The 26,332-nt window shown below is 39.1% G+C and carries 20 protein-coding genes and 1 other RNA gene; all 21 read right to left on the minus strand.

All coding sequences use genetic code 11. The annotated features are described in order from the left end of the window. Positions 1 to 157: 157 nt before the first annotated feature. Complete coding sequence (locus tag ACFSTH_RS05050) at positions 158 to 6,562, minus strand: InlB B-repeat-containing protein (RefSeq protein WP_377771932.1); 6,405 nt, start codon at positions 6,560 to 6,562, stop codon at positions 158 to 160. A 364-nt stretch (positions 6,563 to 6,926) separates the two neighbouring features. Further along, an RNA gene (gene rnpB / locus ACFSTH_RS05055) (RNase P RNA component class A) lies at positions 6,927 to 7,333 on the minus strand. Positions 7,334 to 7,399: 66 nt separating this feature from the next. Next, complete coding sequence (locus tag ACFSTH_RS05060; RefSeq protein WP_377771934.1) at positions 7,400 to 8,527, minus strand: Nif3-like dinuclear metal center hexameric protein; 1,128 nt, start codon at positions 8,525 to 8,527, stop codon at positions 7,400 to 7,402. Then, the gene (locus ACFSTH_RS05065; RefSeq protein WP_377771936.1) at positions 8,503 to 9,288 is read right to left on the minus strand and encodes a tRNA (adenine(22)-N(1))-methyltransferase; all 786 of its coding nucleotides are present in this window, start codon (positions 9,286 to 9,288) and stop codon (positions 8,503 to 8,505) included. The genes ACFSTH_RS05060 and ACFSTH_RS05065 overlap by 25 nt, the downstream gene beginning before the upstream one ends. After that, complete coding sequence (locus tag ACFSTH_RS05070; protein WP_377771938.1) at positions 9,288 to 10,130, minus strand: hypothetical protein; 843 nt, start codon at positions 10,128 to 10,130, stop codon at positions 9,288 to 9,290. Before ACFSTH_RS05070 ends, ACFSTH_RS05065 begins: the two co-directional genes overlap by 1 nt. Before the next feature lie 115 nt (positions 10,131 to 10,245). Then, on the minus strand, positions 10,246 to 11,385 hold the full coding sequence (gene rpoD, locus ACFSTH_RS05075) for an RNA polymerase sigma factor RpoD (protein WP_377772069.1): 1,140 nt from the start codon (positions 11,383 to 11,385) through the stop codon (positions 10,246 to 10,248). A gap of 34 nt (positions 11,386 to 11,419) precedes the next feature. Then, positions 11,420 to 13,258 (minus strand): DNA primase, encoded by a 1,839-nt coding sequence (gene dnaG / locus ACFSTH_RS05080; protein ID WP_377771940.1) that lies wholly within the window; start codon positions 13,256 to 13,258, stop codon positions 11,420 to 11,422. A gap of 65 nt (positions 13,259 to 13,323) precedes the next feature. After that, positions 13,324 to 13,794: a YaiI/YqxD family protein gene (locus ACFSTH_RS05085; protein WP_377772071.1), complete on the minus strand. Its 471-nt coding sequence runs from the start codon at positions 13,792 to 13,794 to the stop codon at positions 13,324 to 13,326. 30 nt (positions 13,795 to 13,824) lie between these two features. Further along, positions 13,825 to 14,646, minus strand: a complete 822-nt coding sequence (locus ACFSTH_RS05090; RefSeq protein ID WP_377771942.1) for a pyruvate, water dikinase regulatory protein — start codon at positions 14,644 to 14,646, stop codon at positions 13,825 to 13,827. A gap of 31 nt (positions 14,647 to 14,677) precedes the next feature. After that, positions 14,678 to 16,759: a glycine--tRNA ligase subunit beta gene (gene glyS, locus ACFSTH_RS05095; RefSeq protein WP_377771944.1), complete on the minus strand. Its 2,082-nt coding sequence runs from the start codon at positions 16,757 to 16,759 to the stop codon at positions 14,678 to 14,680. Next, positions 16,752 to 17,639, minus strand: a complete 888-nt coding sequence (gene glyQ, locus ACFSTH_RS05100; protein ID WP_377771946.1) for a glycine--tRNA ligase subunit alpha — start codon at positions 17,637 to 17,639, stop codon at positions 16,752 to 16,754. The genes glyS and glyQ overlap by 8 nt, the downstream gene beginning before the upstream one ends. A gap of 381 nt (positions 17,640 to 18,020) precedes the next feature. Further along, on the minus strand, positions 18,021 to 18,785 hold the full coding sequence (recO, locus tag ACFSTH_RS05105; protein WP_377771948.1) for a DNA repair protein RecO: 765 nt from the start codon (positions 18,783 to 18,785) through the stop codon (positions 18,021 to 18,023). Between the two features lie 71 nt (positions 18,786 to 18,856). Continuing rightward, the gene (locus tag ACFSTH_RS05110; protein WP_377771950.1) at positions 18,857 to 19,015 is read right to left on the minus strand and encodes a YqzL family protein; all 159 of its coding nucleotides are present in this window, start codon (positions 19,013 to 19,015) and stop codon (positions 18,857 to 18,859) included. 137 nt (positions 19,016 to 19,152) lie between these two features. Next, positions 19,153 to 20,079, minus strand: a complete 927-nt coding sequence (gene era / locus ACFSTH_RS05115) for a GTPase Era (protein ID WP_377771952.1) — start codon at positions 20,077 to 20,079, stop codon at positions 19,153 to 19,155. A 3-nt stretch (positions 20,080 to 20,082) separates the two neighbouring features. After that, the gene (locus tag ACFSTH_RS05120) at positions 20,083 to 20,544 is read right to left on the minus strand and encodes a cytidine deaminase (protein ID WP_377771954.1); all 462 of its coding nucleotides are present in this window, start codon (positions 20,542 to 20,544) and stop codon (positions 20,083 to 20,085) included. Between the two features lie 25 nt (positions 20,545 to 20,569). Next, the gene (locus ACFSTH_RS05125; protein ID WP_377771956.1) at positions 20,570 to 20,920 is read right to left on the minus strand and encodes a diacylglycerol kinase family protein; all 351 of its coding nucleotides are present in this window, start codon (positions 20,918 to 20,920) and stop codon (positions 20,570 to 20,572) included. Further along, a complete protein-coding gene (ybeY, locus tag ACFSTH_RS05130) occupies positions 20,920 to 21,414 on the minus strand; it encodes an rRNA maturation RNase YbeY (RefSeq protein ID WP_377771958.1) in 495 nt (164 codons plus the stop codon). The genes ACFSTH_RS05125 and ybeY overlap by 1 nt, the downstream gene beginning before the upstream one ends. After that, positions 21,411 to 23,666 carry an HD family phosphohydrolase gene (locus ACFSTH_RS05135; protein ID WP_377771960.1) on the minus strand — a complete coding sequence of 752 codons (2,256 nt, stop codon included), beginning with the start codon at positions 23,664 to 23,666 and terminating at the stop codon, positions 21,411 to 21,413. The genes ybeY and ACFSTH_RS05135 overlap by 4 nt, the downstream gene beginning before the upstream one ends. 17 nt (positions 23,667 to 23,683) lie before the next feature. After that, positions 23,684 to 24,655, minus strand: coding sequence for a PhoH family protein (locus tag ACFSTH_RS05140; RefSeq protein ID WP_377772073.1), 972 nt, complete (start codon positions 24,653 to 24,655; stop codon positions 23,684 to 23,686). Positions 24,656 to 24,661: 6 nt separating this feature from the next. After that, positions 24,662 to 25,858, minus strand: a complete 1,197-nt coding sequence (gene yqfD / locus ACFSTH_RS05145) for a sporulation protein YqfD (protein WP_377771962.1) — start codon at positions 25,856 to 25,858, stop codon at positions 24,662 to 24,664. 45 nt (positions 25,859 to 25,903) lie between these two features. Then, on the minus strand, positions 25,904 to 26,194 hold the full coding sequence (gene yqfC, locus ACFSTH_RS05150) for a sporulation protein YqfC (protein WP_377771964.1): 291 nt from the start codon (positions 26,192 to 26,194) through the stop codon (positions 25,904 to 25,906). Between the last annotated feature and the right edge of the window lie 138 nt (positions 26,195 to 26,332).

The following is a 26,332-nucleotide window of genomic DNA, read 5'->3' on the forward strand; positions in this document are numbered from 1 at the left end:
TTGTTTTCTATTTATTGCTGTAAACACGTCTTTTGTCACACTCTAAACATTGTAGATACTAGGTATAACGCAACTTTTACACCAAAAGGTCCTAATACAAACGTATAGCCAGCCCATTATAGAGCTGACTATACGTAATTTTTTATTAAATTAGTCCTTAGTTCATAAACTGTAATTTAATTAACAAGCGTTGTAACATTGTTGCTGCTTCTGCTCTATTAGCAGTTTCTTGTGGTGCAAGTAATGCACCGCTTTTTCCTGTCATTAACTTAGCTTCAATTGCTGCTTGAACAGCTGCTTTTGCAAATTTCGATACTTTTTCACCATCTTTGTAACTTGCAAGAACACCATTTGAAGCCTCGTTAAGTGAAGTTTCTTCTACTGTAGCAACAGCGTTCATGATCATTACCGCCATTTGCTCTCTAGTAATGGAGTCAGTAGGAGCAAATTTATTATTACCTACGCCATTAACCAACCCATACTGTACTGCTGTGTTCACTTCTTGTGCATACCACTTATCTGCTGCAACATCTGTAAATGCTGCTGTGCTGTTAGCAGCCGGTACTAGACCAAGCCCTCTTACAAGCATACTAGCAAATTCAGCACGAGTTACATTACCATTTGGATAAAATTTCGTAGCTGACTTCCCATTAACAATCAGTTTCGAAGCCAACGTTTCTACAGCTTGTTGTGCCCAATGATTAGTCATATCAGTAAACGTCTGCTTACCTTCAACGACAGTATAGATACCATTTGCCTGTTGTTTAAATGTTGCAATTGTTTTACCATTCTCTACTTTAAATGTAGCTGGCACGAATTGAATATTACCAGTAACTGGATCAAAAGCAATAACAGTTAAGGAATTGAAATTTTCAACTGCTTTATTCAACTCTAATGTACGTGTTACATCAAATGCTGTTACAGCTTTAGCAGAACCATCTGTCTCGATTGTAGCTGCGAATGTAACAACATCACTTACTCGTTGCTTCGTTTTTGCTTGTAACTTTTTATCTAGTTCCGTTACAGTCGCACTTGCTGTTGCCGCAATTGTTACGTGCAACGTTCCATCACCTTTTAATAAGGAAACTGGTATGTTGTACTGTCCGTTAGCACTAGTAATTGCAAGTACTGCGTTAGGTTTTTCTTCTGCAACTTTGCTCAACGCATCAAGCGGTAATTGAACATCATAGCCTGTATGCTTATCTGGTAAAACAACCTGAAGCACGTTACCTGCTTCTCCAGATTTAGCGAATGCTGCTGCCGTTTCCGCAAACTTTTTAGAATCTAGTACAACAGTTGCATAATTATTAGCATCCGTCGTCAATTCTGATGATTGCGGCTTATACGTTGCTGGATCCTCTACGTTAGGCTCTCCTGTACCACCATTTCCATTACCAGGATACTGTGGATAAACTCCACCACCACCTGTTGATGGTTTTTGCTCCCACTGCGCGTAAAGCGTCATGTCGGAAGTTACTGCTTTTGTGAAATTCCATTCTGTCTTGAATACTTCGTCTTCATACCAACCTTTAAACGTATAATTTGCACGTGTCGGATCAGCTGGTTTAGAAACTACTGTATTTGGTTTAATGTTTTCTATCGCAGTTACAGCACTTCCTCCATTACTGTTGAATGTAATTGTAAATGTTTGTTCTTCATCATTCTTTTTCCATTGTGCAACCAACGTCATATGACTCGTTACTTTTCCTATCGCAAAGTTCCATAATATACCTGGTACTTCACCCCAACCTAAGAATGTATACCCTTCTTTACTTGGTTCTTCTGGAGCAGTAATCGTAGACCCACCTTTAACTTTTGTTTCGGTATGAACAACTTTTCCATCATTCTCAAAGGTTACGGTGTACATCTCATTTTCATCAATTACTTCCCAACGTGCATACAGCGTGAGATTATTTTCAACTGTATTTACATTGAAATTCCATTGTTCTCCACCTTCAGCTTTAGTAAACCAGCCTTTAAAGTCAAAACCTTCTCTACTAGGTTTATCATCTGGCTCCGTTACAAGCTGACCATCCTTCACTCTCTGTTCTGCTATCTTGCTACCACCATTACTTTCAAAAGTAACGGTAAATTCTTCTTTTTCAACGTCTGTTAATTTAAACTCATCTTTTAAATTCCACTTTTCTTTCCATCCCATTGCTATTGGCCACCCACCGGCACCTGGTGGGAACATTTCTAATGGAAACCATATATATTTCGATGTTTTCAGATCGTATGGTACCCAGCGATCTGCCATAAATATAAATTTACCCTCTACAATTTCCCCATTGTTATCTCGAACTGGTAACACATGTGTACTTTGACTACGATGCGTTGTTCCTTCAGAATCATCCCAGAATGGATTGCCTTCAAATTTCCAATTCCAGTTCAACAAATTATCCGTGCTATGATATTCCGCTTGATTTGGATCCCAACCACTTAAACCAGATGTAATGGAGTAGAATCTTTTATTATACTTAAACATTGTAGGGGCTTCACGATTGTTTTTATGTGCTACACCCCACATACCTTTAGGGTTTTTTTCGTCAGTATATGCTTTTGTGTACGTCTTATCTAGCTTTAGTGAAATAGTAGCATTATTTTCTTCTGACGAATAAATCAAGTATGCAGTTTTATCTTTATCATCATCTACATAAAGTGTCATATCTCGAAGCATACCTTGTCCACTATCTTCAGATTTCTTGCCAGCATTCCATCCGTCATTCGCCAAACGATCAATTCTCACCACTTCGAATGGGCCTGTTGGAGAGTTACTTACAGCCACTCCGCCAGACGCAGTCCAATATTCACCTGCTATTGGACCATCATGATGCCACCACATTACATACTTCTTAGTATGTTCGTTATAAACTACTTTAGGACGTTCAACAACCTTATCCCAATTGAACAAACCATAAAGTTTTTGCTTTTCTTCTAATGAATGTTTTTCATATAGTTTATTTAATTGTGCAATACGCTCTTTAGAATTATGCTTTTTCAATGTATCAATTGGAGATTTCATATTACCAGCATAATTGTGAAATCTTTTTTTGTCTGGTGTACTTGGATTAGTACCGTTATTTAATTCCCAACGATTTTTATTTTGTTGTTCAAAGGTAAAGGGTTTGCCTGCTTCCTTATACTCATCATCATCTTCATGAATGTACATAGGGATCTCTGCAACATTTGTCGAATCTTTGTAATAATCATCACCCAAGTTAGGATTATTGAAAACAGGTAAAACAATTCCTTCATCTTTCCAATTATACAAATCTTCTGACGAATAGGCATGAACACCAGTCACGGGTACGAATCCAGGACCTAGATTAGATTCTGTTTTATCTTCACCATACCAGTAGTATTTTCCTTTTTTATCTCCTTCTCCTTCAACATAGATAATGCCCCCACCGTGAGCCTGAATAGGTTCACCGTTAATATCATTCCATGTCTTACCGTTTCTAAATTCAGACACGCTATAATTAGGTGCAGTATAATTTTTTATTTTTTGATTTAATTTCTTCTCATAATAACCAACTGCTTCAGCTGCTAAAGTAGCTTCATGTTCTTTATGGTGATCACCATTAATTTCGTCAACCAATTCACCAATTAAATGATTTATGAAAACACCATGACGTCCTCTAAGATCTTCTAACTTTGTAACTAATGGTTTTAGAACGTCTGTACCAAAATCTCCTGCAATACGTTCACTTTGACGTACTCCGATTTCAGCAATAGATAAAGTGCTGCCACCACCACCTGCATCTAATACTTGTAGTGCGATAAAACGTGCTGTTTGTGGTTCAAATGTCATCGTTTGTGTTGTGTTTTTATTCGAATCTATGCGACCATAACCAACATACTTAAACTTGTCATCAAGTAACTGTTGTGAACCTCCAGAATCAGAGATCTCTTTATCAGTGATCTCTTTATCACTCGTATAAATTTTATACCTTTCAATTCGGCCAAATGTTTTTTCTACATTTTTTCCAGTTTGTCTAGGAGTATACATAATCTGCCCTATATTTTCTCTCTCTTCACCCAAATCTAATACGATATATTCTCCACGTCTAAACGTGTATTTCGATGTATCTTTAGCATCCCAATTACTCTCATACATCGTCTGACTATCGCCATCAGTCATATTTGAAATAGGTGTGGATTGGTGCGCTGTAGGTGCGTATTTTACCTTAATGCCTGTAATAACACCTACTTTGTCTGCTTCCTCTATTAATTGATTGAATAAGACAGTTAACCCTTCTAGCGTAGTTGGAGTTTTACTGTTAGCAATCTCTACAAGTTCTTTTAGTTTGGAAACGTTTATTCCCTTACCCTCTACTTCTGCAATAAAATTTTCTGCTTCCGAAATTTTAGCTAGTAGTTTTTCTTTTTCTGCTTTCAAATCAGTTCCAGTTCTAAACAAATTTAATTCTGCTGCCGAGACAAAATTTCTATCTTGCGACTCATGCGCTATAAATTTAATGTACTGTGCAGTAACAGGTTCAAACGTAGCTGTTTTTCCTTCTTTATTGTTTAACCACGTTTCTTCTGTTACAATATCGCTGAAATCCACACCATCTAAACTAGATTGTAAAGAATATTTGGTAATAATACCATTCCAATCATTGTCTTGTCTTGGTAAATATTCAAATTGACTAATTCCACTAATCTCTTTACCTAAGTCTAGAGTAATTGAATGAGGAAAACCTTCACGTGATTTTTGCTCATTCCACTCTGTATGCCAGATAGTGTTCAAATTATCGTCAATTGCGTTTTCAGCATTCTCTTCCCCTTTTTCTTCACTAGATACATTGTGTACCTTGATATTACTTTTAACTATTTTACCTACTTCTAAGGAATAAATAGATTTACCTATTTTTTCTAATGTAGCTTGTTTTAATGCTACTTCTTCAGAGACTAAAGCAGCCTCTAACTCACTTGCAAGTTCTCCATCAATTTGACCTTTAAAACCTTCTAACAATAGGTTTAAATCAAGTTTTTGCTCATTGTCGTATGCACTACCTTTAATAACAAATGTAGTTATCGAACGTCCATCTACTTCAGTAAACAATTGATTTCCAATTACTCTACCTTCACTTTTTGCCCATTCTTTTGCCGGAGAAGTTGTATATACTTCTACAGATTGGCCTGGACTAGTGAACTCAGATAGATCAAATTGCAACGACTTGCTTCCATTATCAGGATTTCGATATACAATTACAGTTTCACCTAACGATTCATTAAAAGCAGTTAAAGTTTGTTTTCTCCAATCATTGTTATCTAGAAATTGAGATCCTTGCGGAATAAATTTACTGAACTGCCCCATACCATAATACTTTTTAGTAAGCCAGTAGTCTTCCACTTCATTTTCTTCAAGACCTGAATGAATAAGACCCCAGTTCTGGTTTTCTACATCACGCATATTCGCTTCATGTTCAATGGCTTGCCACAATACCCATGCTTGTGGTTCAAGTCCGATAATATCATCCATAATTCGCTCAGCTAATGCTAGTGCTGGTCTAATATCATTATGATCATGCTCAATACGGTCTTCTCCAATTTTTTGTGGACCAAGATCAACTTCTGACATCCACAGATCTTTATTATAATCTTTAGCAATTTTTCTGACTTCTGTACGCTGACTACCACCATATGTGTGAGCGTTCAACTGATCAATTACACCCTTAGCTTCATCATCCAAATTATACCAACTATCGACAAACTGATTAAGTTGTGACTCTTCCATTCCAGAAATCTTTACTTTGTCGCGTAGTTCAACTTTTCTCAGAGCTTTGTCGACTGCTTTGAATATCCGCGACTGTGTCTCACCTTTTGTCCACTGTGATCCTTCTTGAACATTGTCAGCATGCCAGTAGCCTGTATGCGGTTCGTTGATAGGAGATAATGTATCAAAGGTTATCTTATGCTCTTCTTTATAACGCTTGACTACTTCTGCCAAATAATCAGAGAAGATATCAAAATATTTATAATCTAAGTTGTCATCCCACCCGTTCGAATTACCAGCAGATGTCCCGCTTTTCGTCATATAATATGGTGGGGAATTGGAAAATGCTTCTGTAACAAACTTCTCTCCACGTTCTTCCAACTTTTTCTTTGCTTCTAGTAACCACCAACGTTGATTTACGTCAGGATCATCTTCTGGATTTTCCGCCCAATTATAAATAATATTTCCCTTGTCATCAAATCCAGTTGAAAAACCAGGCATATCCGCACCAGGGCGCATACCGTTCCGATCTGGATCATCGCCACCACCAATATTATAGCGCGCAATATTATACTCTAAGCCAGTTTGTCCATATAAATGTTCAACCAATTCATTTTTCTTATCTTTATCTTTCCAGCCACCTGTTGCATTACCAAACCAAACTAGTGCTGTTCCCCAACCATCCCACTCTTTCTTCATAGTTGATGGATGTAATGTTATTTTTTCCACATTTTCTGCCGCAAAAGCAACCGGTGCTGGTATTCCAGCATACATAGAAGTTACTAATGATAAAGCAACTGTAGATGCCATTGCTTTTTTTAGAAATTTTTTAATCTTCAATGAAAAGCCTCCTCCAATTTTTCTACAGATGTTGTCTGCAATGTATAAACCAGAACGTTAACGACGTTGACTGTAGCTTGTGTAAGTTCATCCCCATTTCCATGTCATTATCAGAACAGAGTTAACGGACAGTTTATTCTTATCTTCGTTAATTATCCGTAAAATTGAAGCCGTTTGCATGTTCTTTTTTTTGTTTATTTAGTTCTCTTTTTGACACCAATCCCCAACACTCGAGCTAATTAGGACAATCTTTACAATATCCAATCTAAAGAATTTACTATTCGATTGTTAGTACAACGGCAAAAAAACCCATATTGTTCATGCGTAGCATGGAAATGGGTTTCTGTCATTAAATATTTAACGTTCGGAAAGTTTGTCATAAGCCGGGTTCTGTGCTTACAGTGGTACGAACGGGAACGACCCTCCCACAAAAAGCGACAATCATCTATCTAGGCGGAATATTACTATTCAGCTCCAGCAACCAACCCGGACGTGCCCCGGGCAGGGGCTGCAGCTCTAAGGCTGCATATGTCCTCTCGGTCTTGCTCCGGATGGGGTTTACCAGGGATAGAGTCACCAATACCCCTCGTGGTCTCTTACACCACGGTTCCACCCTTACCTGTGGTAATTGTTACATTACCCATCGGCGGTCCATTTCTGTGGCACTATCCTTCAACTCGCGCTGACTGGACGTTATCCAGCATCCTTGCCCTACGGAGCCCGGACTTTCCTCTCGCAGCTCACACTGCCAGCGATTGTCTGTCAAACTTTCCTTCAAGTTATAAGTATACCAGCACTAGACACAAATCTCAATGCTAGCGTACTTGTAAATATAAGTTAAATAAATTGAAATGGATCTGTATTTATCGTTGACGCTACAATTGTTGTTGTTACTTTATTATTATACGTAGTAATCTGATGAGATAACCAGTTCGCCAGCTCAGTAATCATAATTTGCTCGATATGGTGTCCAGCATCAATAATCGTCATGCCATCTGCAAGAGCATCTTGCGCTGTATGAAAATCAATATCTCCTGTTACAATAGTGTCTGCACCTGCGAATTTCGCTTTATTTACATATTTGGCGCCAGATCCACCTAATACAGCCACTTTCGCAACTTTGGTTTGCACATTACCTACGATACGTACAGCTGATAATTGGAGTGCCTTTTTTACTTCTTCCGCGTACTCCCCAAGTGTTGTCGATTCGGCTAGCCTCCCCATCCGCCCAAGCCCATAACTAGTACCCTTAATTTCATTGGGAAATAAATCATAAGCTACTTCTTCATAGGGATGTGCTTTGATCATAGCTTGTACAATTTTGGATTGCAAACTTGCAGCAATGACTGTTTCTAACTTTACTTCTTCTGCATGATGTAGCTGATCTATACTACCACTGAATGGAGTAGCACCTTCCCCTGCCTTAAAAGTACCCGTGCCATCTACCGTAAAACTACATTCACTATAATTGCCTAATTGTCCACCACCTGCTTGCCAAATCGCCTGTTGTACTGCTTCTAAATGAGGTTTGGGAACATAAACGACTAGCTTCAGCCAGCGATCCGTATACACCTCTTCTAAGAAGCTACGATTAGCTTCTTGTATGCCCAGACGATCTGCCAACCAATCATTAACACCCCCTGTAGCGACATCGAGATTAGTATGGGCTATGTATACAGCTATATCGTGTTTGATCAATTTTTCAATTAATTTCCCACTTGCCGTTGCAGTATCTATTTTCGGTAGTGGTCGAAATATAATTGCATGATGCGCAATAATCAACTCGGCACCTTTAGCGATAGCTTCCTCGACAACGGCGTCCGTCACATCGAGGGTAACGAGAGCAGTCGTTATCGATTTATTCAACGTCCCAACCTGTAAACCGATACGGTCATGCTCCACTGCCATTTTTTTGGGCGCTAATCTATCCAAATGCTGTATTAACGTTTGTCCATTGATAAGCATCGCAAAACTTCCTCCAATCTTTCTTTTTCTTGTACAAATACTTTTCGTTTGTGCTGTGCTTCCAATTGTTCCGAAGTAGTCATTTGTGAGCAGATCCAATTAAGCTTTTCGATTTCTTGTTGCCACTTCTCCAAAAGTAACGGTGCTGCTTCTCGTATCAAATACGGTCCCATTTTAAATAAAATAGGCTCTAGTTCCGTCGCCGACAAAGAACTATTCAAAAAGGAGCTATTATACAGTTGCAAACGGTACTCTTCATAAGTGAGCTGCTCTGGATGCTCCACAGTAGCATGAAGAATTTCATATACTTTTCCATCTTCTTCAAGTATATATTCTTCTACCAAAAACCACTTATGCCGATCCAACCAATCGCGTATCGCATATTCCGTCACATTCGGCTGCAATACAAGTTGCTTAACACCGTTTAACTTTCCTTTGTCAAAACCTTCTTGTAAAATTTCTGTTATCAAATTTCCGCCCATACCGGATATAGCAACTGTATGAACTTCTCCACTTTCAATGACATTCAAGCCATCACCATGACGTACTAACAGTTTATCTGTTAATCCTGCAGAAGCAGCTTGTTTTTTTGCGGCATAGTAAGGGCCCTGATTTAATTCTCCTGCAATCACCTGTTGGCTTTTTCCACTTTGTAACAAATAAGTCGGCAGCATCGCATGATCCGATCCTATATCAGCTACTACGACGTTCGGATGTATTATATTAGCAATTTTTTGCAATCTTTTTGACAATTTGATCATTAAACAATCCACACCATCCAATATTTGCGAAAAGCGAATAATAGTAAACCACCTAACGCAACTTTTATAATTAATTGTAATTGCAATAAGAGCGAGCTACCTACCGTGAACAGTGTATACACCTCTGGCAAGTAAAAACTTAGTATACTAATAACAAATAAAACAGCTGCAATTAATTTTGACCAGCGATGCATGAACCAACTAAACCAGCCAAATAATCCAGCCACAGGCAACCAATACAATTGCACTTCAAACCATTTCGGTGTATCCGTATAAGTAAATAATAGCCAACCATAAACGAGTAACAACGATAACCAACCACACAAATGAAGCAAAGCAATTTTCATCTTAATGCCGCACCATATCCATACTACCGCACATAAGGCGAGTAAACTAACTTTCCAATACATATCGTCATATTGCTGAAAATTAAGGATATATAATCCTCCGCCCAACAATAATAGCATACCTAGTGCAATCGAAGAAAGCCCCGTACTTTCGCTCCGCTTTCGTATACGATGTCCAAACAATAATAACAACAATGTTCCAAAAGTTACGGTAGAAATTTGCAATGCGAGTGGAAAATGGTTAAAATAAAACACAACGACAGCAATAAGTGTGAAAATCCCTAATGTTAAAAACCATTGTTTGCCGGTAGCTTTTTGCAGTGTATGCACCGCTCTACTAATCGCACCATTCGGCGGTGGATCGGACAGCTGTTCACGTTCTTGATCTGTAGCATATAAATTTAACAAAAAGTCGCAATATTGATCAGGTAATAGCTTACTACGTCGCCAATGCATAATCTCACTGACAATAATCTGTCGCCGTTCTGGATTCATAAGCATCGGTTCCTTTCATAAAATACGAACATATTTACCAAATAAACAATTACTTTACAAAAAAACCTCACTGCATCATATGTATGCAGCAAGGTTGTAATACATTAGCCATTTTTTATTCCAAAAAATCTTTGAGGCGCTTGCTACGGCTTGGATGACGCAATTTGCGCAATGCTTTTGCTTCAATCTGTCTAATACGTTCACGAGTAACGCCGAAAACTTTGCCGACTTCTTCTAGTGTACGAGTTCTTCCATCGTCCAGTCCAAAGCGAAGGCGCAATACATTCTCTTCTCGTTCTGTTAACGTATCAAGCACATCTTCCAATTGTTCTTTTAACAGCTCATAGGCAGCAGCATCAGCTGGTGCTAGCGCTTCTTGATCTTCGATAAAATCACCAAGATGTGAATCATCTTCTTCACCAATTGGTGTTTCTAATGAAACAGGTTCTTGCGCAATTTTCATGATCTCACGCACTTTTTCTGTACTCAGTTCCATTTCTTCCGCAATTTCTTCTGGTGTTGGTTCGCGACCTAATTCTTGTAACAATTGTCGTGAAACTCGGATCAGTTTATTAATCGTTTCGACCATATGCACAGGAATTCGAATAGTACGAGCTTGGTCAGCAATTGCTCTTGTAATCGCCTGTCTAATCCACCATGTCGCATACGTACTAAATTTAAATCCTTTTTGGTGGTCAAACTTTTCTACTGCTTTCAGTAAACCCATGTTTCCTTCTTGAATCAAATCGAGGAACAGCATCCCACGACCAACATAACGTTTGGCAATGCTGACAACTAACCGTAGATTAGCTTCTGCCAATCTGCGTTTTGCCTCTTCATCCCCTTGTTCAATTCGGATTGCCAGTTGAACTTCATCATCCGCCGCTAATAGTGGCACACGACCGATTTCTTTCAAATACATACGTACCGGATCATTAATTTTAATACCTGGCGGTAATGATAAGTCGTCTTCAATGTTGAATTCGTCACGTTCTCGATCTCGATCTGGTTCTTCAGGACGCTCACCAAGTGGGTGTACTTCTTCTTCATTTTCATTTTGCACTTCAATACCTAAATCATCTAATTGCTCAAAAAACTCATCAATCTGCTCTGGATCTTGATCGAAAGGAGACAACTTCTCCATAATCTCTTTGTAAGTCAATAAAGAACGCTTTTTTCCTTGCTCAATAAGCTGATCTTTGACACGATCTAATCTTTGTACTACATCTAATTCAGTATGTTGATCGTTAGCCATCATTCCGACTCCCTCCTCCCTGAGACTCCAGCTATTATGAACGTTTCAGCTGTTGTTCCAGGGTTATAATCTCACTTGCAATTTGTGCAGCTAATAGTGCATCTCCAGCTCGTTCCGCAGATTTCATGGCTTCCTTCTTCTCGTCAATCGACTTTTGTTCCGGAACCTTTAATATTTGCTGAACGAAAGCTTCTAATATTTCATCTGTAACAGGTATGTCTTCATTCATCATCAATATTGATGCTACTATGCTTTCTAGACGATCATCTTGCAAAGTTTCCATAAAGTGCGCGGCATTTGCCGAATAACCTTGGGCATAGTGTGCATATAAGTAAGCAGCAATCGCTGCGTGATCCTCAATATTAAAAGCTTCTCCCACCCGCGCATGAACCGTTTCTGCAATATCACGATCTTGAATCATCACATGCAATAATCGGCGTTCCGCATATGCATATGCGGGCAATAACGTAGGAACAGACGGATATCGCTTCCTGTTTTCATTTCTACCATTATTCCACGATTTATCGTTATTATCCCTTTGTGTTACGTTTTTTTGTTTCGATTGTCGAATTTCATTACAATCTTGCTTCAAAGCCGCCAGTGATATATCAAATTCATGGGAAAGTTCTTTCAAATAAAATTCTCGTTCGACGGAAGTATCTACTTCAGAAATGAGATTAATCGCTTCGATCAAATAGTTTTTTCTTCCTTCTTCATTTAACAGTATATGGTTTCTTCGCAAATATATAAGTTTGAATTTTGTTGCAGAAACACTTTCATCCAAAACTAACCGTAAAAACGAAGATGCACCATATTGGCTAATATAATCATCCGGATCCAAACCTTTTGGAAGCATTGCAACCAATACTTTCATAGAGGTTGCTTCTATAAGAGCAATCGCTTTGGCAGTTGCCGCTTGACCCGCTTCATCACCATCGTAACAAATGATGACTTCGCTTGTTTGACGTTTAAGTAATGCACAATGTTCTTCGGTTAATGCCGTTCCCATTGTAGCAACACCATTTTCAAGTCCAGCTTGCGTTGCTTTAATAACATCCATGTATCCTTCGAATAATACAACTTGCTTCGTTTTACGAATGTTACCTTTTGCTTGATTCCAATTATAAAGTGTACGACTTTTTGTAAATAAATCAGATTCCGGTGAGTTCAAATATTTTGGTTGCCCTGCTCCAAGGATTCTCCCTGCAAAAGCTATCGTTTGTCCTTCAAAGTTTTGAATAGGGAATATGACTCGATTTCGAAAACGATCAATATAACCAGTACCATCTTGTTTCGCTATCAACAGCCCAAACTCCTCTAAAAAGTTAGCTGCGTAGCCACGCTTGTCCAAAAAACGAGCCAATATATCCCAATCATCTGGAGCAAAACCAATTTGAAACTGATTGATCAAATGATCGTTCATCCCTCTGTCTTTTAAGTACTGCTTCGCTTCGTTGCCTTGCTTCGTATGATTAAGCACATAATGATAAAATTTTGCCGACAACTCATAAGCTTCAACAGCTTGTACTTGCATCGGATTAACTTGAGCCACTGCTTGTTTTGCTCGCCAGTTCCACTCTACGGGCAAATCAGCTTGTTCCGCCATCACTTGAACTGCTTCAGGAAAAGAGTAACCTTCTATTTCTTCCATGAAACGGATCACATTTCCGGTTTTACCACACCCATAGCAATGAAATATTTGCAACTCCGGCGTTACGGTAAACGAGGGAGTGTTTTCTGAATGAAATGGGCACAATCCTTTTAAATATTTGCCATGCTTAGTAAGATGAACGTACTTCCCGACCGTTTCAACTATGTCATAATGCGCTCTAACAGCAGCAATGACTTCTTCTGGAATTCTCCCGAACGACATCGTCTATCACCTTCATCTATAAACACATTCTGCTTTAATTAACACGTAGATATAATTCGCTAAAACTACTCGTTCTCCTGCATGTTCTGCAAAATATTTGTCATCTTTTGTTGAAAGTTTTGCCGATCTTGTAACATTAACCGTTTTGGCCCGCTTGTTTTTTGCCCACTTTGCCTCATCTTTGCCAATTCATGCCTGCGTTCCAGTAAATAGTCAATATTATTTTCCGTATACTGTTCACCACGCGGTGATAGAACGACAGCGCCTTTCCCTAATACCATTGCCGCTAATCCCAAATCTGCTGTAACAACAATATCACGAGCCCGTACTCTGTTCACAATATAGAGGTCTGCGGACTGGTTAGCGGCATCTACTTGAATAAATGTCACATGGTCATACTGTGTATATTGAAACAATTGATGATTGATAGAAGCGACCAAACAGACATTTACTCGATATAGGGCAGCCACTTCAACAATTTCTTGTTTTACGGGACAAGCATCAGCATCGACTACAATTTCTGGGCTTTGTTGCATCAAACAAACATCCCTTCTACCATTCATGTTTTAAACCGACATTTTTCGCACATGTTCCATCACTAAGCTAGCTGTTTCTTCCACTGCACGATGGGATACATCTATTACGATACAATTTAATTTATCCATTACTTGTTTGGCATAATTAAGTTCTAGTGCAATACGATCTGCTTGTGCATAAGCAGCTGTATTAGGAAGTCCTAGCGCTTTTAATCGTTCTTTACGAATTTCATTCAAGTAAGATAGATTAATTGTTAATCCAATAATGTTTTTTGGCGGTATGTCAAACAGTTCTTGCGGCAGCTTAATTTCTGGCACGAGCGGTACATTAGCTACTTTGTACTTTTGATGTGCCAAATACATCGATAGAGGCGTTTTGGAAGTACGAGATACTCCCACTAGAACAATATCTGCTTTCAACACCCCTGACGTATCACGTGCATCATCATACTTTACAGCAAACTCCACCGCTTCTACTTTGCGAAAATAATCTTCATCCAGCACATGGTTTAGTCCCGGCTCTTGCCTTGATTTACGACCTGTTTTTTGTTCCAATGTTTCAATGAATGAACCTAACAAATCAATGGCTTCCACAGCCGCTTGCTTGGCAAGCTCTCGTAATCTATTCCGCAACGTAGGGCGGACAAGTGTATAGAGAATAATTGCTCCCAAACTGCTAGCTGCTGTGACAATTCGGTTCAAATCATCTTCACTTGTAATAAAAGGGGAGCGTCTAATCTCAGCTTGGATCGGATGAAACTGGGCAATAGCTGCTCTTACGACAAGTTCTCCCGTATCACCAGCAGCATCAGACACCACATATACGATTACTTCTGCTTGAGCATTACTCAACGATTTTCCCCCTTTGGTGAAATAATTATATTTACCACACTAGTTTTGAGAAATCTGCCATTGATCTAATATCGTTGCTGATCAAACGTAATGTAGCGAGTCTATTATGTCTCACTTGTTCTTCATCAGCCATAACCATAACATGATCAAAATAATTAGCTATTTCTGGTTGCAACGAGGCAAGTTGTTCTATCGCTTCTGACATTTTCCCTTGCTCATATAACGTAACGAAAACGGAATGAATCTGTTCCCACTTCGCATACAACGTACGTTCAGCTTCTTCTGCAAATAGTTGTACATCTACTTGACCATCTGTTGCTTTGGCAGCTAGATTATTTACACGATTAAATGCTTCTACTACAAGTTTAAAATGTAACTTTTCTACTGCAACCAACTTGCTTTGAATCGCTGCTGCTCGGTTAGAAATTTGTTGTAAATTTTCGACACCTGTTTCTAATACTGCGTCGATAACATCGTATCTCATCTGATGCTCTAACAACCAATTTTTAATTCTTAATGCAAAGAAAGAGTATAACTGATCCGTTACTTCCTTCCGCGTTAGTTTCATCCCACGCGCTTCATGCACATCGAGCGCAATCTGAAACAACTGATGTAATTCGATTGGCATAGCAAATCCAATTAGCACTTGGACTATACCAGCTGTTTGTCTTCGTAATGCATACGGATCTTGTGAACCGGTAGGAATAATTCCAATGGAAAAACATCCTACTACTGTATCTAGCTTATCAGCAATACTAACGATTGCCCCAACTAATTGCGATGGTAACGTGTCACCAGCAAATCGTGGCATATAATGCTCATTTACAGCTTTGGCAACGTCAGAATGCTCCCCAAGCTTATTAGCGTAATCTTCCCCCATAATCCCTTGTAATTCTGGAAACTCATTAACCATCTGTGTTACGAGATCAAACTTACAAATATGAGCAGCACGATTTACTAACAGCTTCATTGACGAATCCAGCGCTAAACGATCAGCCAATGCCACGGCAATTTTCGCCACTCGCTCTACTTTGTCTGCTATAGTTCCTAATTCCTCGTGATATACTATCGTCTGTAGCTTAGCCAGTGCTGCATCGATCGTTAACTTGTGGTCTTCTTCATAAAAGAATTTAGCATCTGACAAACGCGCTCGTAACACTTTTTCATTACCACGTGCTACAACATCAATCGATCGTTGATCACCGTTACGAACCGTAACAAAATTTGGTAATAAAGCCCCTTGCAAATCAAACACAGGGAAATAACGTTGATGTTCACGCATGGATGTAATTAGTACATCCTGTGGAATGGATAAAAATGATGGATCAAAACTGCCGTGCAATGCGCTCGGCATCTCCACCAAAAACAGAACTTCTTCTAACAAATCATCTACTATAGTTATCGACCAATTGTTTTGTTTCATTAACAATTCTAATTGATCTATAATCATTTGTTTTCGTTCATCCATATCGACAATAACACTTTGCTGCCGAAGTGTTTCCACATATTGTGAAGGTTGTTCTACAACTGCCTTTTCTCCCAAAAAACGATGACCAAAGCTTTGCTTTCCCGTTGGAACATCGGTTATAGTAAACGGAATCACTTCTGACCCAAATAGCGCCACTAACCAACGTATTGGTCGAACAAACTTCAAGTCGTAACTTCCCCAACGCATATTTTTAGGAAAGCTCATCGATGTAATTAACTGAGGTAAACCTGTCGGCAATAGTTGTGCTGTCTCCACACCAATGCTTGTTTTATTGGCATAGATATACTCCACACCACCAACTTCTTTAAAATAAAGATCGGACGGCTCTACTTGTTGACTCCGCGCAAAACCAAGCGCTGCTTTACTCCACGCCCCTGCTTCATCTAACGCTATTTTTTTGGAAGGTCCTTTTACCTCTTCATTAACATCTGTTTGCTTCTGTGCCACCTGCTCAATAACAACGGCTAATCGACGTGGTGTAGCATATGCTTTTGCTTTACTATAACCAATTCGATTATCTTGCAACCACTTTTCCACTTTATCTTGTAATTGCTCAATAGCTCCTCGTACAAATCGAGCAGGTACTTCTTCTAGCCCAATTTCCAATAGTAGATCTTTAGTCAAGTTGCTCAGCCCCTTTCTTAATTAACGGGAAGCCTAGTTTTTCACGTTCTGCCAAATAAGCAGCGGCACAAGCACGCGCCAAGTTCCTTACTCGCATAATATACCCAGTACGTTCGGTTACACTAATTGCACCACGCGCATCTAACAAATTAAACGTATGTGAGCACTTTAGTACATAATCATATGCTGGAAATACAAGATGATTTTCTATCGCTTTATTAGCCTCTTGTTCGTACATCGTAAATAGAGAAAACAACATCGTTGTGTCCGATAGTTCGAATGTATATTTCGAATGTTCGTACTCTGGCTGCAAAAACACATCGCCGTACGTAACGCCATCCACCCATTCCAAATCGTATACATTTTCTTTTTGTTGAATATAAGAAGCAAGTCGTTCCATTCCATACGTAATTTCAACAGCAACCGGATTAGCGTCTAACCCACCTACTTGTTGAAAATAAGTAAATTGTGTAACTTCCATACCATCCAGCCATACTTCCCAACCTAGCCCCCATGCACCAAGTGTCGGAGCTTCCCAATTATCTTCCACAAAACGAATATCATGCTCTAATGGATTAATACCTAGTCTCTTCAAACTATCTAAATATAGCTCTTGAATATTATCAGGAGAAGGTTTCATGATGACTTGAAATTGGTGATGTTGATATAAACGATTCGGATTTTCTCCGTATCTACCATCAGCCGGTCTACGTGAAGGTTCTACGTAAGCAACATTCCATGGCTCAGGGCCGATAGATCGGAGAAATGTCATCGGATTCATCGTACCCGCCCCCTTCTCCACGTCATACGGCTGGACCAAAATACAGTTCTGCTCTGCCCAAAATTGTTGCAGTGCCAAAGTCATTGCTTGAAAATTCATTTCGCCAACTCCTCTTTTTTATATGAAATGCGATTGCTTCGCCTGCTTAATATAACGCACAAAAAACTCTCGCCTCTACGCCAATTGCAGGCGTAGGGACGAGAGCTAACTCCCGCGGTTCCACCCTACTTGGCACTACATATTGCTAAGTAATAGTACTATCTTCATACTTACTATTACTAATTTAGCTATCGTAATACCCACTTTTATGTCCCAGAACTCAGGAGCGCCTCTTCATCAACCGATCATAATCAGGCTCTCACTCTTCCTGACTCGCTTGCTATGACCTAAAATCGATTACTTTCTCCATCATCGTTCATATACTATTCAATTATTCTATCTAATAATGAAAATGTTGTCAAACTTCTTTCAAAGTGACTTCTATTTCAATTTATCCAATTGATCCAAAAATAAACGCGATTTCAAAGATACAGACAAGTGGGTATCAATTAACTTGCGCATACATGTTTTCATCTCTTGTTTCATACTGTCACTCACTTGAATGTTGCCTAACCGTCGCAAATCCATTCTAGTATATAAACGTAATAATTTAAATGCCGTTTCTGATATTATAATAGCGTACCGATCAATATGAACACACCGTTGACAAAGTATCCCGCCGTAAGTGGCTGACAGTTTAAAACTTTTAGGCACGTCGTCAACTAATAATTCCGCACTGCAATGAATACACTTTGTTAATTGCGGCTCATAGCCAGCAAAACGCAACATGGACATTTCGTATAATTGCACAACAATATCAATATCTTTATCTTCTTGCAGCGCAGCAAAGCAAGCTTTCAATTGCTCAAAGACATAGCCGCTACCTTCTTCTTGGTCTTGCAATATTCGATCCGTCAGTTCAGCTATGTAAGCGGCATTTGCTGATAAATCTAATTCTTCACGCAAACGATGGTGAGACATCAATATCTCACCATGATTTAAAGTACCTAATCCAGTGGTACGAAAAAAATGAAACTCTCCGCATGTAAATGGTTGAGCCAAAGCGCCATATTTACTGCGTATTTTTTTTGCTCCACGTATTAAAACGCCAACTTTTCCATGTGTCTTTGTTAACACGGTAACAATTTTGTGACTCTCGCCATAATCCATACTTCGGATAACAATTCCTTCAACCCGATATAGCATTACTGTTTCCCCTTCGTCACATTCACCAACTATAATTTTACTGGAATAAATATTGTGCCAGCACGTTTTTTTTACATTAAGGGATGAGCGGTGAAAAATTCCATTTCTTGCTCTAACTGCGTTCCAGACTGCAACTGTACCGGTGTTTCATTATGATCGATCTCTTTATACAGCAAAAAAGATTCTACATCTCCTGTCATCGTAAAATACATCCACGAAAAATTTCGCATTCGTATTCATCCTTTCTTACTGGAGCTGATTTATTAGATTGGTGACAATTGTAGTTTGCGATAGAATGCAGTTCTATATCCATAGTAAAAACAAACAGTTGTTGTATTTAGTTTCCAGTTTTATATGTTTTATGAAGCTAATCTTGCCGTAAACCTAAGTCCTTTAATACTCTTTCTTGATTACGCCAATCTTTTTTCACTTTTACCCAAACTTCTAAAAATACTTTTGAACCAAGAAGCGCTTCAATATCTCGTCTAGCTTCTTGCCCCACTTGCTTCAACAACTGTCCTTTTTTCCCGATAACAATTCCCTTTTGCGAATCACGTTCGACGAATACGACAGCGCCAATGTACACTACATCATTATCCTGCTTATACATCTGTTCTATAGTTACAGCTACAGAATGAGGAATTTCTTCTCTCGTTAAGTGCAATATTTTTTCCCGAATTAATTCAGCACATACGAACTGCTCTGGATGATCGGTAATTTGATCTGCTGGATAGTATTGAGGTCCCGCTGGTATATATTTGCCTAGCTGCTCCATTAATGTATTAACGTTGTTACCATAAAGTGCAGAAACCGGTATAATTTCTGCAAAAGGATACAAATCTTTATATTGGACAATTATGGGCAGCAATGCTTCTGGCTCCACCTTATCAATCTTATTCATGACAAGGAATACTGGTGTATTTGTTTTTTGTAATTGTTCGATAATATAGCGATCTCCGCCACCTAATCCTTCGGCAACATCGACTAAAAATAAAGCGGCTTCTACTTCACGTAGTGCATTTTCCGCTGCTTTATTCATATAATTTCCAAGCCTAGACTGTGGTTTATGAATACCAGGTGTATCCAAAAATACAATTTGCATCTCATTTGTCGTATACACACCATGTATTTTGTTTCTAGTCGTCTGTGGCTTGTCCGACATAATGGCAATTTTTTGCCCTATCAAATGGTTCATCAATGTTGATTTCCCAACATTTGGTCGACCAATAATGGCTACAAAGCCAGAACGGAACGCTTGTTTTTCTGTTGTATTTTGCATATTTTCTTCCTTCATTCGTTATACAAACCCTTCTTTTTGTAAATCTGCACTAGAAAATGCTCCAGGCAGCAATTGTTCTACTGTCATTATTTTCATTTGACCAGCTACATTTCCCATAATAACAGGCATATTTGCAGCACATAATTCGATTAATACTTGTCTACATACGCCACACGGTGTAATCGGATGATCCGTCGCCCCTATGACAGCAATCGCTTGAAATGTTTTCGGACGTTTCCCATCTGCTATAGCACGAAATAAAGCGGTTCTTTCCGCACAATTTGTTGGACCATAGGCTGCATTTTCCACATTACATCCCAAATGAAGTGTTCCGTCATCAGCGAGCAATGCTGCTCCCACTCGAAAGTTGGAATAGGGAACATACGCATGCTCCATTGCTTGTTTAGCAGCTTCTAATAACTGTTCATTTGAAAATGTACGTTGCTCTGCATCTTTGTTACTTGAACTAATCTCCATCATACACCCTCCATACACCGCTTTGCTATCATCTTATCAAGTATGGTAAAAATAATATTATACCTATAACAATAGACACAAAGGCGAAGAATAGTACTGCACCGGCAGCAACATCCTTCGCAACTTTGGCAACAGGGTGCTGACTTAAAACGATTAAATCAACGACTCTCTCTATTGCTGTATTTATTAATTCGGCACCTATGACCAGAGCAATCATTAAAAGTAATATAAGCCACTCTATCCGGCTAAAATTGAACCAAGCTGCTGCTGCCATAACAGCTACAGCCATTATCAAATGAATGCGCAAGTGGCGCTCCTTACGAATCGCCCAGCATAATCCAGAAAATGCCCATTGCACACTTTTCAAAAATTTCTTCATTAGCGCACAAGCTCTACTTGTTGTAAAACTTGTTCTTGTTTACCGAACATCTCCGCTTCTTGCTGTTCATCTTGATGGTCGTAGCCTAACAAGTGCAGAAAACCATGTACAAACAAGAAACCTAATTCTCGCTCTAGTGAGTGACCATACTGCTGACTTTGCTCGATAACATGCTCAGTCGAAATAATAATATCCCCAAGCATATTACCTAGCCACTCTGCACTTTCACCTTCAAGATCAGCTAACATTGCTAACTCTTCCTCACTACTTTCTTGCATTGCAAATGATAATACATCAGTAGCAGCATCGATTCCACGATATTCGTTATTCAACTGCTTTATTTGTTCATCATCCACGAAAGTCAATGTCACTTCTCCACTCTCAATTGCTTCCATCTGAGCAGCACATTGCAATAATTGCTCCAGAAGAGCAATATGCTCGTCTGTAATAACCATTTTGTCTTGTTCATTATTCCAATCGAGTGTTAATGTCATGCTTGCTCTGACTCCTTTGTCTGCTCTTGTTTCGAATCATCAGGATATTCAATTCTGGAATGGAAAATTCCAACGACACTTTCTTTCAGTGAATGTGCAATAATATCCAGCTCTTTCAACGTTAAGTCGCACTCATTATATTGATTATCGTCCAAACGACTTTTTATTATTTTGTTAATCATCGCTTCGATTTGTTCCATCGTTGGATTACGCAAACTGCGAACTGCCGCCTCCACGCAGTCAGCCAAACCGACAACCGCTGATTCTTTCGATTGTGCCTTCGGTCCTGGATAACGATAATCGTCCTCTGTAAAATCGACTGCCAATCCTTGCTCTTCTGCTTGTTTTTTTGCTTTAAAGTAAAAAAACTTAAGTGAAGTTGTCCCATGATGCTGCTCTGCAATATCACGAATTGGTTTCGGAATGTTATATTCCTTTAACATCTCTACCCCATCTCTAGCGTGAGCAACAATGATAGACTTGCTAAGTTTTGGATCTATAGAATCGTGTGGATTTTCAATATTCGTTTGATTTTCAATAAAATAATCGGGTCGTTTCGTCTTGCCTATATCATGATAGAAAGAACCTACTCGACATAATAAACCATCTGCTCCAATAGCTTCAGCAGCCGCTTCCGATAGATTACCAACCATGACACTGTGATGGTACGTACCCGGAGTTTCCGTCAGCAACTTACGAAGTAACGGATGGTTAGGGCTTGATAATTCCACCAATTTTAGCGTAGATAAAATGCCGAAAGTTATTTCGAAAAACGGCATTAATCCGATAACCAAAATCGAAGTAATTAAGCCACCAGCAAATGCGAAAGAGATAGAATACATAAACGGCATTTGATTCATTTGTTCCGACATCATCATCATCGACAACACCGCTAGCGCTCCAAACAAGCTAACCATAATACCTGCTTTCAAAATGGCTGATCGCTGAGCCGCCTTATGGATAGAGAAGATTGCTGCAAGCGAGATGACCATAACGAAAAATCCTAGTCGGAAATCAAACATCTGATTCGGTATAACATTTAACATGACACTACCTACTAACGTGAATAACAAGGTGCTAATGATCGCAAGCCCCATATCTAGTAATAGTGTAATTAACATGACTCCGAGTGCAACAGGTGCCAAATATCCAACGTACGGCACTGTTTCCGATTGAATGAAAGACACAACCTGCATTAATAGAATATTAATCAAAAAGATTAACCATAGCATTAACAGCTGTGCATTATTATATTTAGGCTTTAACCCACCAATACTACCTGTCGTATGCAAATAAACATACAGTGATAACAGCATCATCAGAGACAATAAGAACAGACCAATCTGTGGCCAATAATGCTTCGTGTCTTGTAACAAATTCGATTCTTGCAATAGTTGATATAATTCTGGTGTAATCATATCGCCACGTTTCACGATAATATCACCATCTTTATATATAACAGGCGACGTACTTTGCTTAGCAGCTTCCTTCGCTAATTCTGTCGCTTCTCGATCAAGAAACTTGTTAGGCATAATCGAAAAACGTGCCAGCTCTTGCACTATTTCACGTGCCGTTCTATCAGAAATGGAGCTTCCATTTACAAGCTCTGCCACTTGCGTTCTAGCAATTTCAGCATCTCTGAGCGGTTCAATCGTTAGTTTTCGTACAATATCACGAGCAACCACTCGCATTTCAGATAGTTGTTCACTCGATAGCTTGGGCATTTTGTAAAATGTTTCTTCTGGAATGGTATATTCCTGCTCTTTAGCAACAAAGGACATCTCTTCCAACAATGTATCGTTGTATGTTCCTTTTCCTTTGTTGTTATTTACAAAGCCATCAATATGCTTTGCATATTTGCCGGGTATTTCACTGCGAAAAATATCAATTTTATTTTGTACCGTTACTTGATCATCTTGATTAAGCTGTTCTATCCGATACAAAATCTGTTCAACTAACGACTCATTGCGTAACGCAACGATAGAATACTGCATCTCGATTCGATTAGCAGCTTCTTCTTCCGCTAGTCTAGTTGCACGTTCATCTTTAATTTGAAAAGGTGCTCGAATATCTTTTTCACTTTTTGTATTTTCTGTAATATCAAACGTTTCTGGAAGTATGTGTGGAGCAAGGGCAAAATAAAATAGTGCCACGAACAGTGCCATAAGTAGCCAACGGATAGCCGGACTCTGCCGCCATCCTATTGAACGGAAGCGCTTTTCAACCGACGAGTTGTTGGTTTCTTCGTTCATGTAGCAACAATCCCTTTCTACTCTTTTTCTTCTGCATCTTCATTATAAGCTAATATTATTTTTTGGACGAGTGTATGTCTGACAACATCTTGCTCTGTAAAAATAACCATACCTATTTCTTCAATATTACGGAGAATGCGTCTGACTTCAATCAAACCAGAATTTTTGCCACGAGGCAAATCAATTTGCGTAACATCACCGGTAATTACCATTTTCGATCCAAAACCTAAACGAGTCAAAAACATTTTCATTTGTTCAGGCGTTGTGTTTTGCGCTTCGTCCAATATAATAAATGAATCGTCAAGCGTCCGTCCCCGCATGTATGCAAGAGGCGCAATTTCAATTAGCCCTCGTTCCATCGCCTTTGCCGTTTGCTCAGCACCTAACACATCATGTAATGCATCATATAGCGGACGTAAGTAAGGATCTACTTTTTCTTGCAAATCTCCTGGTAAAAAACCAAGGTTTTCGCCAGCCTCCACAGCAGGTCGTGTTAATACGATTTTTTTAATAAGCCCTTGCTTCAGTGCCGATACAGCATAAACGACAGCTAAGTAAGTTTTTCCTGTACCAGCCGGACCGATACCGAACACGATATCATGCTTGCGAATCATCTTAATATAGTGGCGCTGCCCAATCGTCCGTACCCGTATTGGTTTCCCTCTATACGTTGTTGTAATCGTTTGACTGAATAAATCCAGTAGCTCGTCCGCTTGCATTGTGCGAGCAAGATCAAAAGCATACTGTATATCCCGCTCCGAAGGACTATATCCACCTCGCACTAATTGCAATAAGACGGTATACAATTGTTCGATTGTATCCACTTCTGCCTGTTCACCAACGATAACAATTTCTGCATCTCTTGATGAAATAGATGCTGGTGTCTTCTCTTGAATCATTCGCAAATACTTATCTTGAGGACCAAACACCGCTAGCCCTTCTGCAGCACTCTCTAGTGCAATCTTTACTGTCTTGGATTCTATTAGCAACAATTCTCAATCTCCCTGCATATAAACTAGTGGTAATTCGTCTACAATAGATTGATCAACATCAAAAAGAACTTTCATATAAACTTTACCATTGTCTGTCTTTTCATGCAAAACAATTTCATCTTCTATAATAGCATCTATTCCTGCCTTTTCCAAAATATTTGCTTTCGCTTGCAATATAGCGACACTTTTCGCTTCATCTAACGACAGTTTTCGTTCCAAAGTAGCTGTTTTCAACATCGTTTGCTTCATTCGACCAATTGGCACTGTCCAATTACGCCATGCTATACGTTCTTCGTCATTGATAATTTCATGAGTATCATATGGTGTTTGCCCGAAGCCCGATACTTTTAACAATCTCGAACCAAATGTTAGAAACCAACTTGTTTGTTGCTCCCCTGTATAGACTTTCATTTTATGTATTAGCGGAACAGTTAAATTGTATTCATACCACACTTTACCACGTACCACACCACTAGCTACAACTGCTTTTTTATTATCTTCCGCACCAATTAAACCTGAAATTAACATTTGTCCTTTTTTCACACGACTATGCTTCGATACAGTAGCTTTTCCCGTTTCTGCTACAATTTGTGTAACGACAGCATCAGCCTTCGCAACAAGATGACGCGGTGACTGTAATGTCCGATCTTTCGGTATCGTTTGTTCCACCACTTGGATCGTAATTTTTGTACCTTTTTTTTCTACCCCAACAAAATTAGTACCAGCAAGCCGACTCGTCATTCGCCCAGAAATATTCTTCATATCGTCCAGCTTGTACGACCATTGAAATAATTTAATTCCTTCGGCTTTTGCTGCTTCAGCAATTTCAGATTCAGTTAAACGTTCATTACCGACAATTTCAATACTCCATATTAACGAAGATAGTACAAATAAAATAATAAAAAACAGCGCTAACCCAATCGCAAAACCGATTCTTCTTCTAGCCCTAACCATAAAAAACGGAAAACCTTCCTTTTTATGAATCGTCATTCTACAGCCTGTCCGTCGTAATATCGGTTTAATCCGAAAAAATTCAGCAATCGACAATTCACATACGAGCTGGCCATCCGTTGACCAGCGTATTTCCTCCAAATGAATGGCTTCTTTTAATGCTTCGTTAATAAATAATTCCGGTGCTTGTCCGGTTACTTTAATCGTTACTTTTCCGCGGAACCAGCTTGGATTCATCCATTTCATCATTTTTTCCTCCATCCTTCTACCATTATTCTTTCAAAACTATTACTGTTATGCGGGTGGTATAAAGCGAATATTATGAATAACGCCTTCAACGAATACTTCATCTGTCCAAATGGTTCGAATAACAAGAGCTTCTCCACTAATTTCTAACTGTCCGCTATTTAATGCTATTTGTAATACTTCATCAGAGAAATGAATAACTCCTCGATGATTTTCAATATATAATTGTCGATCACCTATAACCGTTACACGCGGTAAATCGTACACAACATCCTGCGGCATATCGAGTAGTTCAGCAGTCGCTTTACTTAATTTTTTTCTCCAGCGTTGAGTTGCCAATAGGTGTTCCTCCTCTATTGCGTTAAGGTAAGTAGACGTAATTCACGTAAACCAATACCGATTATATATACCAGCGTATGCACCAGATCTCGCTAATATGAAAAACAACGCAAAAAAAGACCACTCAGTTTATATACT

The sequence above is a fragment of the Paenibacillus yanchengensis genome (genome assembly GCF_042684845.1).
Lineage (GTDB): Bacteria > Bacillota > Bacilli > Paenibacillales > Paenibacillaceae > Pristimantibacillus > Pristimantibacillus yanchengensis.